Origin of the sequence: Candidatus Thiodubiliella endoseptemdiera, assembly GCF_964212635.1 — a bacterium.
Classification (GTDB): Bacteria; Pseudomonadota; Gammaproteobacteria; order PS1; family Pseudothioglobaceae; genus Thiodubiliella; species Thiodubiliella endoseptemdiera.
The window spans coordinates 1,849,002-1,863,499 of sequence record NZ_OZ156463.1; the positions used below are offsets into that span (position 1 = coordinate 1,849,002).

General features: G+C 39.4%; 13 protein-coding genes, 1 tRNA gene and 1 pseudogene. 9 read left to right on the plus strand and 6 right to left on the minus strand.

Going from position 1 to position 14,498, the window contains the following annotated elements:
• Positions 1-19: 19 nt before the first annotated feature.
• Positions 20-166, plus strand: coding sequence for a hypothetical protein (locus AB8525_RS09925; RefSeq protein ID WP_369149988.1), 147 nt, complete (start codon positions 20-22; stop codon positions 164-166).
• A complete protein-coding gene (gene thiL, locus AB8525_RS09930) occupies positions 151-1,095 on the plus strand; it encodes a thiamine-phosphate kinase (RefSeq protein ID WP_369151425.1) in 945 nt (314 codons plus the stop codon). The genes AB8525_RS09925 and thiL overlap by 16 nt, the downstream gene beginning before the upstream one ends.
• Here thiL and dksA read toward each other — a convergent pair.
• Positions 1,092-1,502, minus strand: a complete 411-nt coding sequence (gene dksA, locus AB8525_RS09935) for an RNA polymerase-binding protein DksA (protein WP_369177705.1) — start codon at positions 1,500-1,502, stop codon at positions 1,092-1,094. The two genes, thiL and dksA, sit on opposite strands and share 4 nt — an antisense overlap.
• Positions 1,503-1,556: 54 nt before the next feature.
• Here dksA and AB8525_RS09940 point away from each other — a divergent pair, with 54 nt between their 5' ends.
• The 4 genes from AB8525_RS09940 to icd are packed head-to-tail and all read left to right on the plus strand — an operon-like array spanning position 1,557 to position 5,466.
• Positions 1,557-2,318, plus strand: a complete 762-nt coding sequence (locus AB8525_RS09940; RefSeq protein WP_369177707.1) for an HAD-IA family hydrolase — start codon at positions 1,557-1,559, stop codon at positions 2,316-2,318.
• The gene (ilvA, locus tag AB8525_RS09945; RefSeq protein ID WP_369177709.1) at positions 2,302-3,795 is read left to right on the plus strand and encodes a threonine ammonia-lyase, biosynthetic; all 1,494 of its coding nucleotides are present in this window, start codon (positions 2,302-2,304) and stop codon (positions 3,793-3,795) included. The genes AB8525_RS09940 and ilvA overlap by 17 nt, the downstream gene beginning before the upstream one ends.
• On the plus strand, positions 3,758-4,207 hold the full coding sequence (gene rimI, locus AB8525_RS09950; protein ID WP_369177711.1) for a ribosomal protein S18-alanine N-acetyltransferase: 450 nt from the start codon (positions 3,758-3,760) through the stop codon (positions 4,205-4,207). Before ilvA ends, rimI begins: the two co-directional genes overlap by 38 nt.
• An 8-nt stretch (positions 4,208-4,215) precedes the next feature.
• Complete coding sequence (icd, locus tag AB8525_RS09955) at positions 4,216-5,466, plus strand: NADP-dependent isocitrate dehydrogenase (protein ID WP_369177713.1); 1,251 nt, start codon at positions 4,216-4,218, stop codon at positions 5,464-5,466.
• On the opposite strand, the gene AB8525_RS09960 is transcribed toward icd, so the two are convergent.
• Complete coding sequence (locus AB8525_RS09960; protein ID WP_369177715.1) at positions 5,378-5,617, minus strand: hypothetical protein; 240 nt, start codon at positions 5,615-5,617, stop codon at positions 5,378-5,380. The genes icd and AB8525_RS09960 overlap by 89 nt on opposite strands.
• Positions 5,618-5,727: 110 nt before the next feature.
• On the opposite strand from AB8525_RS09960, the gene AB8525_RS09965 reads away from it, so the two are divergent.
• Together AB8525_RS09965 and AB8525_RS09970 are read left to right on the plus strand one after the other, a co-directional pair.
• Entirely contained in the window at positions 5,728-6,228 is a 501-nt protein-coding gene (locus AB8525_RS09965) for a hypothetical protein (protein WP_369177717.1), read from the plus strand.
• Between the two features lie 114 nt (positions 6,229-6,342).
• A tRNA-Asn gene (locus AB8525_RS09970) sits at positions 6,343-6,418 on the plus strand.
• 267 nt (positions 6,419-6,685) lie between these two features.
• Here AB8525_RS09970 and AB8525_RS09975 read toward each other — a convergent pair.
• From AB8525_RS09975 to AB8525_RS09990, 4 genes and pseudogenes are all read right to left on the minus strand, one after another.
• A pseudogene (locus AB8525_RS09975) lies at positions 6,686-6,916 on the minus strand (integrase core domain-containing protein); the annotation flags it as partial.
• Positions 6,917-7,061: 145 nt separating this feature from the next.
• Positions 7,062-7,736 carry a transposase gene (locus tag AB8525_RS09980; protein ID WP_369177718.1) on the minus strand — a complete coding sequence of 225 codons (675 nt, stop codon included), beginning with the start codon at positions 7,734-7,736 and terminating at the stop codon, positions 7,062-7,064.
• Entirely contained in the window at positions 7,718-7,867 is a 150-nt protein-coding gene (locus AB8525_RS09985; RefSeq protein ID WP_369150050.1) for a hypothetical protein, read from the minus strand. The genes AB8525_RS09980 and AB8525_RS09985 overlap by 19 nt, the downstream gene beginning before the upstream one ends.
• A 2-nt stretch (positions 7,868-7,869) precedes the next feature.
• A complete protein-coding gene (locus AB8525_RS09990; protein ID WP_369177720.1) occupies positions 7,870-8,235 on the minus strand; it encodes a transposase in 366 nt (121 codons plus the stop codon).
• Positions 8,236-8,377: 142 nt separating this feature from the next.
• On the opposite strand from AB8525_RS09990, the gene AB8525_RS09995 reads away from it, so the two are divergent.
• Complete coding sequence (locus tag AB8525_RS09995; protein ID WP_369177722.1) at positions 8,378-14,464, plus strand: FG-GAP-like repeat-containing protein; 6,087 nt, start codon at positions 8,378-8,380, stop codon at positions 14,462-14,464.
• The last annotated feature ends 34 nt before the right edge of the window (positions 14,465-14,498 follow it).

The following is a 14,498-nucleotide window of genomic DNA, read 5'->3' on the forward strand; positions in this document are numbered from 1 at the left end:
GAGAGACCTTTGCATAAATATGAATAATCATCAAAACGCCATCTTTCATCAAATTACAAACTTTTTAAAAACACCCTTAGCCCTGCTAGGAGTGGATTTAAAAAATTTCCAATTTAATAAAATCTGTCATTTTGCTAATCATCCCTATTTATGCAAAGGTCTCTAGAGGCTCTACCTCTTACAAATAGTATGTTGAGTGAGTTTGAATTAATCAATAAATATTTTGACTGGGGTGCAGGTATTGGAGATGACTGTGCGTTGATTGATGTTGGTATTCATCAGCAATTTGTTACTACGGTTGATACTTTGATTGAAGGGGTGCATTTCCCCGTTGACACTTCTCCAGTTGATATTGCTTATAAGGCTTTGGCGGTTAATTTGAGTGATTTGGCGGCAATGGGTGCAACGCCAAATTATTTTACTTTGGCACTTACTTTGCCAAATATTGACGAGCAATGGCTTGAGGATTTTTCTTCTTCACTCAAAGCACTTGCTACAGAATATAATATTAAATTAATCGGTGGCGATACCACTAAAGGTATGCTTAGCATCACTATTAATGCTACTGGCACTATTCAAGGCGTAGCCTTGATGCGTTCAGGTGCAAAGGTGGGTGATGGTATCTTTGTATCTAATACTTTGGGTGATGCGGCGTTAGCGTGGCAACAAATTCAAAACCAAAAAATCCCATCAAGAAACTTGCTAACGCAATTTAATCATCCAGAGCCACAAGTAAAATTAGGACAAGTTTTATTAGGTGTTGCTAGTAGTTGTATTGATATTTCTGATGGTTTAGAGCAAGATTTATCACATATTTTATCGCATTCAAAAGTTGGTGCTAGTATTGATTTGGATGCTTTGCCGTTGTCTAATGAAGTCGCACAATATATTGCCAATACGGGTGATTGGTGTGTGGCGTTGGCAGGGGGGGATGATTATGAACTTTGTTTTACTGTGCCAGAGTCGCAATTAGACACCATTCAGTCTATTGAAAAAAAATTGGGTGTTGTTTTGACAAAAATTGGTGTGATTGTTGAATCAGGTTTAGAAATAAAAGGACTGGATAAAACTTGTCAGTCTTATCAACATTTCTAAACCTCTTTTCTTTCCGCAATCGTTTTACAATCAATGCACTCATCTGCGGTAGGACGAGCCTCTAAACGCATCAAAGAAATCTCAGCACCGCAAGTTTTGCAATAACCATAATCACCCAATTCAATTAAATGTAGGGTTTTTTCAATCTTGCCGATGAGTTTTCTTTCACGGTCACGGGTTCTTAACTCAAGTGCAAATTCTTCTTCAAGCGTTGCTCTGTCATTAATATCGGCAACTTTTGATGAGTCTTCTTGAATATGGGTGATGGTGGTTTCAGCATCGTTAATCAACTGATCTTTCCAGGCGTTTAGTTTGGCTTTAAAGTGTTGGGTTTGACCGTCACTCATAAAATCTTCGCCCTTCTTTGACTTATAATCAGGAATATCTTGAAAAATAGGTTCTGGCATAATGTTTTAACTTTAAAATGATAATTTTATTAATCGGACTATTATAAATATATTATGACATTAAAAGCACTTATTTTTGATGTAGATGGAACACTGGCAAACACTGAGCGTGATGGGCATCTTGTTGCTTTTAACCTTGCTTTTAAGGAATTAGGCTTGGATTGGTATTGGTCAAATGAACTTTATCATAAATTATTAGATGTAACAGGCGGGCAATTGCGTATTAAACATTACATCAAAAACTACAAACCCGAGTTTGAGTGTGATAATGTTGATCTGTTTGCTAAAGAGACCCATGCTTTAAAAACTAAAATTTATGTGCGTTTGGTGGATGCTGGAGATATTCCTTTGAGAACGGGTGTGGTGCGTTTGTTTAAGGAAGCGCGTGATGCTGGGTTGAGATTGGCAATTGCCACCACCACCACGCCTGCGAATGTGGATGCGTTGATTGCCAACACTTTGGGGCGTGAGGCATTGGATTGGTTTGAGGTGATTGGTGCAGGGGATGTGGTATCAAATCTAAAACCAGCGGGGGATATTTATCATTGGGTATTGGATAAAATGGGTTTAAAGGCGGCGGAGTGTGTTGTTTTTGAGGATTCGCATAATGGTATTATTTCGGCAACAGAGGCGTATTTAAAAACGCTTGTTACTGTCAATGAATATACCAAATCACACAGTTTTGAGGGTGCATTGGTAGTGTTAGATAATTTGGGTGAGCCAAATCAGCCATTTACTGTGATTAAAGGGGATGCTATTGATGCAACTTATGTGAGTGTTGATTATTTGAAGGAGTTACATGCAAAATATTGTTAGTCGCATCAAACGAGAGGTTGTTAGTGAGGTTGTTAGTAAAACTCAGTTAGAATTTGCCAGTCAAATTAGCACGAATTTAGGCAATAAAATTTATTTGAAACGCGAGGACTTAACCCCTGTTCATTCTTTTAAATTACGCGGCGCTTATCATAAAATTCGCACTTTGAGCCCTGAGCAATTAGCCCAAGGGGTGATTACTTGTTCAGCGGGAAATCATGCGCAAGGGGTGGCTTTTTCTGCAAAAAAACTAGGTATTTCTGCCGTCATTGTGATGCCTAAAATCACCCCAAAAATTAAAGTGGATGCGGTTAAATCTTGGGGTGCAGAGGTGATTTTATTTGGCAATAATTACGATGAAGCCTTTGATTTTTCACAAAATATTGCTAAGCAAAAGGGCTATACTTTTATTCACGCATTTGATGATGTGGATGTCATTGCTGGACAGGGGACAATTGCTTATGAATTATTAGAGCAATTAGAAGAGATTGATTATATTTTTATACCCGTAGGTGGCGGTGGCTTGATTACAGGTATTGCCAGTGTGATTAAAACACTACGACCAGAGATTAAAATTATTGGCGTTGAGCCTGTTGGTTCTGCGGCATTAACTCGCTCAATTACCAGTGATACCCATGCCGTTTTAGAGGAAGTGGACACTTTTGCCGAAGGGGTTGCGGTTAAAAAAGTAGGTACTGAAAATTTACGCATTGCTAAAACTTTGGTTGATGATACCGTTTTGGTGAGTAATGATGAAATGTGTGCAGCGATTAAAGATATTTATAATCAAAATCGTCATATTGTTGAACCTTCGGGGGCGTTGGCGTTGGCAGGGATAAAACGCTATGTTGTCGATAAACACTTGCATGGTAACAATATTATTAGTATCGTCAGCGGTGCAAATATGAATTTTGACCGTTTACGCTATGTTGCCGAACGCGCTGATTTAGGCGAGCATAATGAAGTTATTATTGCTGTTACCATCCCCGAAAAAGCAGGCAGTTTTTTAAATTTTTGCCAATTATTGGAACAACACGCTATCACGGAATTTAATTATCGTTATACACCGTCCGACCAAGCGCGTATTTTCGTGGGTGTAGCACTCAGCAAAGGACTTGACGAAAAACAAGCCTTGATTAGCAAATTGACGCAATCATTTGATGTGCTAGATATGAGTGATAATTCTATTGCTAAAAGCCACATTCGCTATATGGTCGGCGGTAGGGCGGAGGTAGAAAATGAAGCACTGTATCGTTTTGAATTTCCCGAACGCCCTGGTGCTTTGCTCAATTTCTTACAGAAAGTAGGTAACAAATGGAACATCTCTTTATTCCACTATCGAAACCATGGTGCGGACTTTGGGCGTGTTTTGATTGGCTTGCAAGTGGATAATGTTGAAGAGATTGAGCGTAGTTTTGATGAACTCGGTTATTTTTATCAAAATGAAACCAACAATAAAGCCTATCAATATTTCCTTTAATCCATTTACCCCACAAGACATTGACGCTGTTTTGGCAATAGAGCAATTAGCATATCAGTCCCCTTGGCACAGGGTACAGTTTGCTCAGAGTCTTGATAATCCCAACACTTTAGCACATTTAATATGTGTAGATAGTCAGTTGGTGGGTTATAGCATTGCTTTGCGTACGCCAGATTTTACCGATTTACTCAATATATGTATCCACCCTCAGTATCAGCATCAGGGTTTGGGTATGCAATTGTTTCAGCATTTTTTGTCCACGACGGACACACAGGCAATTTTTATTGAGGTGCGACTGTCAAATGATAACGCCTTATCGTTTTACCAAAAATTGGGCTTTGAGACGATTAACTTGCGTAAAAAATATTATGCAGATGGCGAAGATGCTAAAATAATGCGTTTTTTAAATTGAGAAATATAATGACTTATCAGTACATTCATCTACCTGTAAATGGCGAAAAAATTACCTTTAAAAATGGCGTGATTCAAGTGCCAGACCAGCCAATTATTACCTATATTGAAGGGGATGGTATCGGTGCTGATGTATCGCCAGTGATGAAAAAAGTGATTGATGCGATTGTCGAAAAAACTTACAAAGGCAAAAAAGCCATTCAATGGATGGATATTTATGCCGGTGAAAAAGCCAATGCTATTTATGGCGAATACCTACCACAAGAAACACTGGATGCAATTAAAGCGTTTGCTGTTTCCATCAAAGGCCCGCTCACTACGCCAGTTAGCGGAGGTATGCGTTCATTGAATGTGGCAATTCGTCAGCAATTAGATTTGTTTATTTGCCAACGACCAGTGCAATATTTTACAGGCACGCCAACACCTGTTAAAGCCCCTGAAAAAGTGGATATGGTTATTTTCAGGGAAAATTCTGAAGATATTTATGCAGGTATTGAGTATCAACAAGGCACTGTGGAAGTTAAAAAAGTCATTGATTTTTTACAAAATGAAATGGGTGTTACTAAAATTCGCTTTCCCGATACTTCGGGTATCGGTATCAAGCCTGTTTCTCAGGAAGGCACTGTGCGTTTAGTGCGAGCAGCGATACAATATGCAATTGACAATGACAAAGATTCCGTTACTTTGGTGCATAAAGGCAATATTATGAAATTTACCGAAGGCGGTTTTAGAGATTGGGGCTACCAACTTGCACAAGACGAATTTGGTGCAAGCGTAATTGGCGATGGACCTTGGTGTGAATTTAAAAATCCAAATACTGGCACAATGATTACCGTTAAAGATGTGATTGCTGATGCCTTTTTACAACAAATTTTATTACGCCCCGAAGAATATTCAGTGATTGCCACCCTTAATTTAAATGGCGATTATGTTTCCGATGCCTTAGCCGCACAAGTCGGTGGCATCGGCATTGCCCCTGGTGCAAATTTGTCAGATAACATCGCTGTATTTGAAGCCACACACGGCACAGCACCAAAATATGCAGGGCAAAATAAAGTCAATCCAGGCTCGATTATCTTATCCGCAGAAATGATGCTGAGACATATAGGTTGGACTGAGGCGGCAGATGCGGTGCTGACAGCGATGTCAAGTGTGATTCAAAATAAGACGGTTACTTATGATTTAGAAAGATTGATGAAAGGCGCCACCTTATTATCTTGTTCTGAATTTGGCGATGCGATGATTGACTCACTGTCCTAAACAAATAGAGACCTTTGCATAAATAGGGATGATTAGCAAAATGACAGATTTTATTAAATTGGAAATTTTTTAAATCCACTCCTAGCAGGGCTAAGGGTGTTTTTAAAAAGTTTGTAATTTGATGAAAGATGGCGTTTTGATGATTATTCATATTTATGCAAAGGTCTCACTTTAATGGTTTTTGGTTAATCTTTTTGGTTATAATCAAAGTTCAAATATTGACATTTTGTTGGTATTTTTGTTAAAAACGGAGAGAATATAATGAAAACATTAGTAAAAGTAGTTGTAATCGCAACAACAATCGCAACAACGGCAGTGTCAGCTAGTTTTTTTGGTAATAATGGCAACAATAGCAGATACAGTGGTGGCAATAATTGGGGGCCCTTTGATTCTGGATCAAACTTCGGCCCTATGAATTCTGGTACTAACTGGGGTCCATTTAGTGGTGGTAACAATTGGGGGCCATTCAACGGTGGTTCTAATGCGGGTCCATTCAATGGTGGCTCAAACTGGGGTCCATTCAAAGGTGCTAACAACTGGATGAATGACACAGACTTCGGTATGAAGTTTGACACTAAAAACAAAAATGATGCTAGTGGCTCAGGTGTCGCTGATGGCAAAGCTTCAGGTGCTTACGATGCTTACGCTAAAGGTCAAGCGGATGGTTTTGCCAAAGGCCAAGCCGATGGTTTCGCCAAGGCACAAGCAGATGCATACGCTAAAGGCTATGCAGATTCAGTTGCAAGAGGCTCTTCTAAGTAATTATTATTAAAGAACAGTTAAAAAAAAGGACGCTTTAGCGTCCTTTTTTATTACATAAATTTAGTAAAAATAATTGATTATAAAGCTCAGTTATCGTTATAATATTCCACTTATTCCTCGATAGCTCAGTTGGTAGAGCAATGGACTGTTAATCCATTTGTCGCTGGTTCGAGCCCAGCTCGAGGAGCCAAATTCATAAACTATTATTAAAAAATGTTTTTAATTTTAGTTTATATCTTTGCTTTTTTCATACAAATTTTTAATTAATTTAAGAATTTTATGATGAAAATAAGCAAAAAATCAATACTAAAAAAGACTTGTAATTCTGTTGCAGGTCTTTTTTTGTCTGCTAAAAAAAGGAAAGTTACGCTTTAAGGTGGTGCTATGACAAAAAGAGCATCGATTCCGACCACAATAAGACCTGTAATGGCTCAACAAACTTGGACACATTTTAATTTTAAGCCACTTTTTCCAATTCAGCCACCTTCTGAGCGGGTGTTAAATACCCAATCGCTGAATGAATCCTTTTGCAATTGTAAAAGTAGATATAACTTTCTACATTTTGCACGACTTCATAATGATTTGCAAAACTTTGATAGTTTAATCGTTCAGTCTTGAGGCTTCTAAAAAAGCGCTCCATGACTGCATTGTCCCAACAGTTAGCTCTACGGCTCATACTTTGAGAGACCTTTGCGTAATTCATAATTTATTATCTTGATTTTCATTTTTATCATTTTTCAAAAATATTGTCTAAAATTTCTTATAATTTTCCAATAAAAATCTAAAAACACCCTGTTTTCTTGGCTTTTTCTTCTATTTTAACTTTTTGCCACTCATTGGACACAATAATACCTAAGCGTTTTTAACCGTTGCATTTCTTTAAAAATATTCATCCCAGTTTTAAGATTATGGCTCATGGCAATAAGCTGTGCTTTGGCTTTATTGCGTTCTAACCCAAGGTATCTTGCCTTGCCTAATCCGTGGTGAAGTTTTAACAGTCCAAAGGTTCGTTCAACAATATAGCGAATGGATGAGCGTTGTTTGTTGTCTTGTTTTTGTTGTTTGGTTAAAGGCTTGTTTCTGTAGGCTCTGTGCAGTATTTTGTTATTGTGTTTACCGAGTCTTTCATCGTTCTTTTTGTTGGCATAAGCACTATCAGCAAAAACTTGACCATGAGCCTTGTTGAGTAACTTATCCATTTCTTGACTGTCATGGACATTGCCAGGGGTGTAGGTCATTTTTTTAACAAAGCCATATTCATCAGTATTGGCGTGCATTTTAAAGCCATAGGTGGTTTTGCGTTTGCCATCGGCTGCGGTCTTCACATTATAGCCAGCTTCTGAGTCTTGGGTATTGTTGCTATCTTTACCCTTGCGCTTACGCGATTGTTTGGCTTCTATGACGGTGGCATCAATGATGTTAATTGAACCTAGCGTTACAATAATTGAGTTTTGCTCTAAGTGATTGTTGATTCGTTCTAGTAATGGCTCTAATAGAGACCTTTGCATAAATAGGGATGATTAGCAAAATGACAGATTTTATTAAATTGGAAATTTTTTAAATCCACTCCTAGCAGGGCTAAGGGTGTTTTTAAAAAGTTTGTAATTTGATGAAAGATGGCGTTTTGATGATTATTCATATTTATGCAAAGGTCTCTAATAGTTGCTCCGTATTAAGCAGTTGTCTAAAACGCCATATGCTTGAATGGTCTGCTACATTCTCAGATAGGGATAAATCAATAAAGCGTCTGAACATTAAGTCTCTGGCAATTTGTTTCTCTAGGGCTTCATCGCTGAGGTCATACCAAGCTTGAAGGATGAGAATCTTGAACATCATCAATGGCGGGTAACTGGGCGCACCTCGCTTGGATGAATACAAATTTGAAAGTGTTTGCTCTATCTCATTCCAGTTAATGATGTTGTGAACATCATCAAGTTCTGATAGGGATTTATGCTCAACGACAAGAGAATCTGCGAATGAGTTTTGTTGAGTGTTTTTCCAGGACATTTTAGTATTTTTATGGTTGATTTAGAGGGTGTTTATTTTACCAGTTTGATGTGTTTTTAGTTGATTTATGCAAAGGCCTCTTAGAGGAATAAGTAAATATGTATAATTAATAATCAGTTATAACAACACAAAGGACAACCCCATGCCAGGACAAACAAAATACTTCATCAGCAACACCAACGGCTTCTTCGTCAACTGGTATTCCGATATCACCGGAGTTGAATCTCACGGACAAGCATTAAAAGCATCTGGCAATAGTGGAGACGATGCCGTCTATGTAGGACAAGGCACCAAAGTCGATGCAACAGGGCTTACTTCAACAGGTGGCAATGATTCAATTTATTTAACCGGCACTTTTAACAACTACGAACAAACACTAGATGGCAACACCTACACCTTCAAAAGAACTGTTAATATTAACGGTACTGAATACCAAGAAGAAGTCTCCTTCATAGCCTCTAATGGCGATAGGGTTTATTTTGCAGATGGTTTTGTTAAGATTGATATAACCGGCAATGACGGGCTATTAAATTTAAATACAGGCGCTTTTAAGAGAATTGAATCCACTGATATTGACAACAGTGAGTCAACTCCAGGTTTGGGGATTGGTTTAAGTATTACTGATGACAAGTCCGACACCGCTAAAGTTGGTGAAGTTATTACCTATACCTTTACTTTTGATGAAGCAGTTACAGATTTTGATATAAATGATATTACAGTTACAGGCGGTACAAAAGGTACTTTTACCTCTGTTAATGGTAGTGAAAGTGTCTATACTTTAGCACTAACCCCTCCTGCAAACAGTAAAGGCATAATAAGCCTTACAGTAGCCGTTGATGCTGCTACTTCTAAAGTTAACACAGCACTAAAATCAGTTGCTGCCAGCAATAATCAAAGTTTTGATACTCAAGCCCCAACTTTGATTATCAGCGATGACAAGGCTGATGCTTTAACCCTTAAAACTGGCGATACAATCACCTATACCTTTACCTTTAGTGAAGCAGTAACAGGTTTTGATAAAAGTGTTATCAACATCAGCAATGGTGCTATTAAGACAGGTACTGATTTAATTGCCAGCACAACACCTGCTGATGCAGGTAAAGTCTATACCTTGACCGTTGTACCTAGCAGTGACCTAGATGTAGGTTCTAACTTAACCGTGTCAGTGTCTGCTAATCCTGCAATTACAGACAGTGCGGGCAATGCTTACAGCACAACAGCAGCAAATAACGAGCAAGCAATTGACACCAAAGCCCCAGTAGCAGAACTCAGTGGCAATATGGCACCTAATGAAAACTTAACGATGACCTTTTTAGAGGCAGTTACAATAAACACAGCAGGCAGTATTGTCATTTATGATAAAGCCAACTCTGACACTCTTATTACGATTGATATAGCTAACCAAGTTAGTCTTGATAGCACCAAAAAAATTATCACTATTAATCCAGGTAGTGATTTAATAGTCAATAAGAATTACTATGTCAAAATTGATGCAGGCACCTTTAAAGATACTGCAGGTAATAATTATGAGGGTATTGACAGCAATAGCGGTTGGGGCTTTCTGGTTTCTTCATTCACCACCACAGCACAATGGGTAGATGCAAGCGGTAACTCTGTTAGCGACAATGGCATCAATGCCAGTGAATCTAGCACACTTGCCATTCAAGGCACATTAACAAATTCTAGCGGTGCAACAGGCGTTGTTATCAGTGCTATTACATTTAAAGCAGCCAGTGGAACAGCCAATGACAAAGTTGTAGATACCAGCAACCTACCCACTTTTGCATCTGCCAATGGTACCGAATGGACATTAGCCAATAGTAAAATACCGGCTTTAGTCAGTGGCGAGACCTACACAATTGAAATAAATTTATCTTCAACAGGCGGCGGCACAAGCACAGGTGGCAATACCACCCCTGTTTTAATTGACACTGCTGCCCCAATCATAACAAGCTGGGCAGTCAATTCACCAACAGATGGACAATCAGGCTTTAAAGTGGATGATGTTATTGAGTTAACCATGACAACCAATGAAGCACTCTCGTTAAGCAATGCTACCAGTAGCAAAGTGACCATTGGTAATAAGGAATTTACACTAGATACCAGAAAAGGTGCCGCCAAAGCAGGGGCATCAGTAGATGAGTTAAAACAATTATTCTTTACCTATACTGTCAAAGTCGATGATAGCGTTAGTAAAGCAGATTTTGAGATTACCAATGCAAGTGCAATTGCCTTAACAGGAGTAACCGATGCAGTAGGTAATATGGTTGCCACCACAGGTACTTATCCTGTTGAATTAGACCGTAATGTTGATGGTGTTGTGCCAACTATTGGAGACATTACACTAAACTGGGGAGATATTTTAAACGCTATTGAAGACAACAGCAATGGCACTGTAACAGTTGCCACAACTGGTGTAGAAAACAATCAAGAAGTCTCACTAGTTATTAACCAAAAAACTTATACAGGCACTGTTACCAGCAATAGTGCAACCATTACTGTTGCAGCCACAGATTTACAAGCATTAACCCATGGACAAACTTACAGCTATAAAGTCAATATAAAAGATACTGCTGGTAACCCAGCGATAGAGAAAATAGGTGATTTTAAAGTTGATACGGTTGCACCAACTGTAACCATTACTGACAATGAAGACGCTACAGCCGAAGCACTTTCTACCACAATCGCTTGGATAGGTGCCGATGATAACTACATTAATGATAGTGAAAAAGACGCAACCGCACTCTCAGGCACAGTAGCGGGAGCAGGTACCTTATCTATTACTAAGATTGAGTTTTTTGAAGGTAGTAATACAGTAGGCACAGCAATAACTTCAGGATTACCAGCTGTTGCAGCTGACGGCACCTGGACACTCGCACATTCTGCTATGCCATCTGAATTAGCCGATGGAAAAACCTACACGGCTGTAGTAACGCTTAGTGATGGCACCAATTCAGCAATTAGCACTAGCACAGCAGTAACTTATGACACCATTAACCCAATCCCAATCACGACCAATCCATGGACTTTAAGCGATATTCCAGCAGGACAATCTGCTTTTAAGACAGGCGATGTTATCAGCCTAACTTTGACAATGAGTGAGACCTTGAAACTTAACAACACCACAGGCTCTAAAGTGGTCATTGCAGGCAAAGACTTTGTTTTGGATAAAACCGCCTCTACAACTGCAGGTGATAAGAAACTGGTGTTTAAATATAGCGTTCAAGCTGGAGATAACATTGCCGCTACAGACTTTGATATTGACAACCCAACAAGAGATATCACGCTAAATAATATAACAGATGTCGCAGGTAATGCACCAGTATTTACCGCTGATAGAGTGGTGTTGACCAAGACTAAGCTTGAGTATATTGAAAAAACAGGTTCGGGCAATAATCCTTTTGAGGGTATTGATGTGGGGTATGTTTCTGTGCCAATCTTGGTTGATATTGACGGCGATGGCGACCTAGATTTGGTGGTGGGTGAGGGTGCTGGCACCCTTAAATACTATCAAAATACAGGCACTACTTCTAACCCTACTTATGAAGCAAAAACTGGAGATGACAATCCTTTTAATGGCATTGATGCGGGATATTCTGCCAAACCAACCCTAGCCGATATTGACGGCGATGGCGACCTAGATTTGGTGGTGGGTGAGAGTGATGGCACCCTTAAATACTATCAAAATACAAGCTCTACTTCTAACCCTGCTTATGAAGCAAAAACTGGAGATGACAATCCTTTTAATGGCATTAATGTAGAATATTCTGCCAAACCAGCCCTAGCCGATATTGACGGTGATGGCGACCTAGATTTGGTGGTGGGTGAGAAGAATGGCACCCTTAAATACTATCAAAATACAGGCACTACTTCTAACCCTGCTTATGAAGCAAAAACTGGAGATGACAATCCTTTTAATGGCATTGATGTGGGATATTCTTCCAGACCAACCCTAGCCGATATTGACGGCGATGGCGACCTAGATTTGGTGGTGGGTGAGAGTGCTGGCACCCTTAAATACTATCAAAATACAGGTACTACTTCTAACCCTGCTTATGAAGCAAAAACTGGAGATGACAATCCTTTTAATGGCATTGATGTGGGGGATTCTTCCAGGCCAACCCTAGCCGATATTGACGGCGATGGTGATTTAGATTTGGTAGCGGGTGAGGCTGATGGCACCCTTAAATATTACTACAATCAACAACCTTCTTCTGTAGATGGACAAGCCCCAACTCCAACGGCTACTAACTCATGGACTCTAAGCAATATTCCAGCAGGACAATCTGCTTTTAAGGCAGGGGATGTTATCAGCCTAACACTGACAATGAGTGAGACCTTGAAACTTAATAACACCACAGGCTCTAAAGTGGTCATTGCAGGCAAAGACTTTGTTTTGGATAAAACTGCCTCTACAACTGCAGGTGATAAGAAACTGGTGTTTAAATATAGCGTTCAAGCTGGAGATAGCATTGCCGCTACAGACTTTGATATTGACAACCCAACAAGAGATATTACGCTAAATAATATAACAGATGTCGCAGGTAATGCACCAGTATTTACCGCTGATAGAGTAGTGTTGACTAAGCTTGAGTATATTGAAAAAACAGGTTTGGGCAATAATCCTTTTGAGGGTATTGATGTGGGGTATGTTTCTGTGCCAATCTTGGCTGATATTGACGGCGATGGCGACCTAGATTTGGTGGTGGGTGAGAGGAATGGCACCCTTAAATACTATCAAAATACAGGCACTACTTCTAGCCCTGCTTATGAAGCAAAAACTGGAGGCAATAATCCTTTTAATGGCATTGATGTGGGAGGTTATTCCGCGCCAAACTTGGCTGATATTGATGGCGATGGTGATCTAGATTTGGTGATGGGTGAAGGTAATGGCACCCTTAAATACTATCAAAATACAGGCACTACTTCTAACCCTGCTTATGAAGCAAAAACTGGAGATAGCAATCCTTTTAATAGCATTGATGTGGGGGATTTTTCCAGACCAACCCTAGTCGATATTGACGGCGATGGCGACCTGGATTTGGTGGTGGGTGAGAGGAATGGCACCCTTAAATACTATCAAAATACAGGCACTACTTCTAACCCTACTTATGAAGTAAAAACTGGAGATAGTAATCCTTTTAATGGCATTGATGTGGGGAATCTTTCCGCACCAACCCTAGCCGATATTGACGGCGATGGCGACCTAGATTTGGTGGTGGGTGAGAGTGCTGGCACCCTTAAATACTATCAAAATACAGGTACTACTTCTAACCCTGTTTATGAAGCAAAAACTGGAGATGACAATCCTTTTAATGGCATTGATGTGGGGGATTCTTCCTCACCAGCCTTGGCTGATATTGATGGCGATGGCGACCTAGATTTGGTGGTGGGTAAGTATGATGGCACCCTTAAATACTACTACAATCAACAACCTGTAGATGGACAAGCTCAACAACCTTTGTCTGTAGATGAACAAGTTCCAACCTTTACAGAAAAAACCAGCGATACCAATGTCTTAGGCGAGCCTTCAAATCTAGTAATTGAGTTTTCTGAAAACATCAAAACAAATGGCGGCATTGTTGAAATCTGGAATAGCGCAGAAAAAGTTGCAACTATTAGCATTACTAATGCTAATATTAGCGACACAACACTCACTCTTAACCCAAGTAGTTTAACTTCAGGTGTTTATTACATCAAAATGGCATCAGGCGTTATAACTGACACCTCGGGTAATGACTTTGCAGGTATTGATAATACCTCAGGTAAAACTTGGGCATTTGCATATAATTTTTATATCGGCACCGATAACGCCGATACTATAACGGGTAGTGCAGGTGACGATACTATAAATGGTGGTGCAGGCAACGACACTATAAATGGCGGTGCAGGCAGTGATATTTTTGTTTATGCAAGTACAGATAATGGCGAAGACACCATAACTGGCTTCATATTTGGTGCTGGTGGTGATAAATTAGATTTAAAAGATTTTATTACTGCTAGTGGTAACCAAGCGACACTTTTTGCTAATATTGATAAATATATTACAGTGTCAGATACTGGCACTGCAGGTAGTGCCAAACTAACGATTGATGCTGATGGCACGGTTACAGATGATGTTGCTGATTTGGTTATCAATCTACAAGGGGTTTCTGGTATTGGTGGCTCCTCTACTCCCGACACAGTTGCATTAGGGCACTTTATAACTGATAATCTTATTCTTGTATAAGGTAAACTAATAAAAAACTTAAACTTAAAGGAAT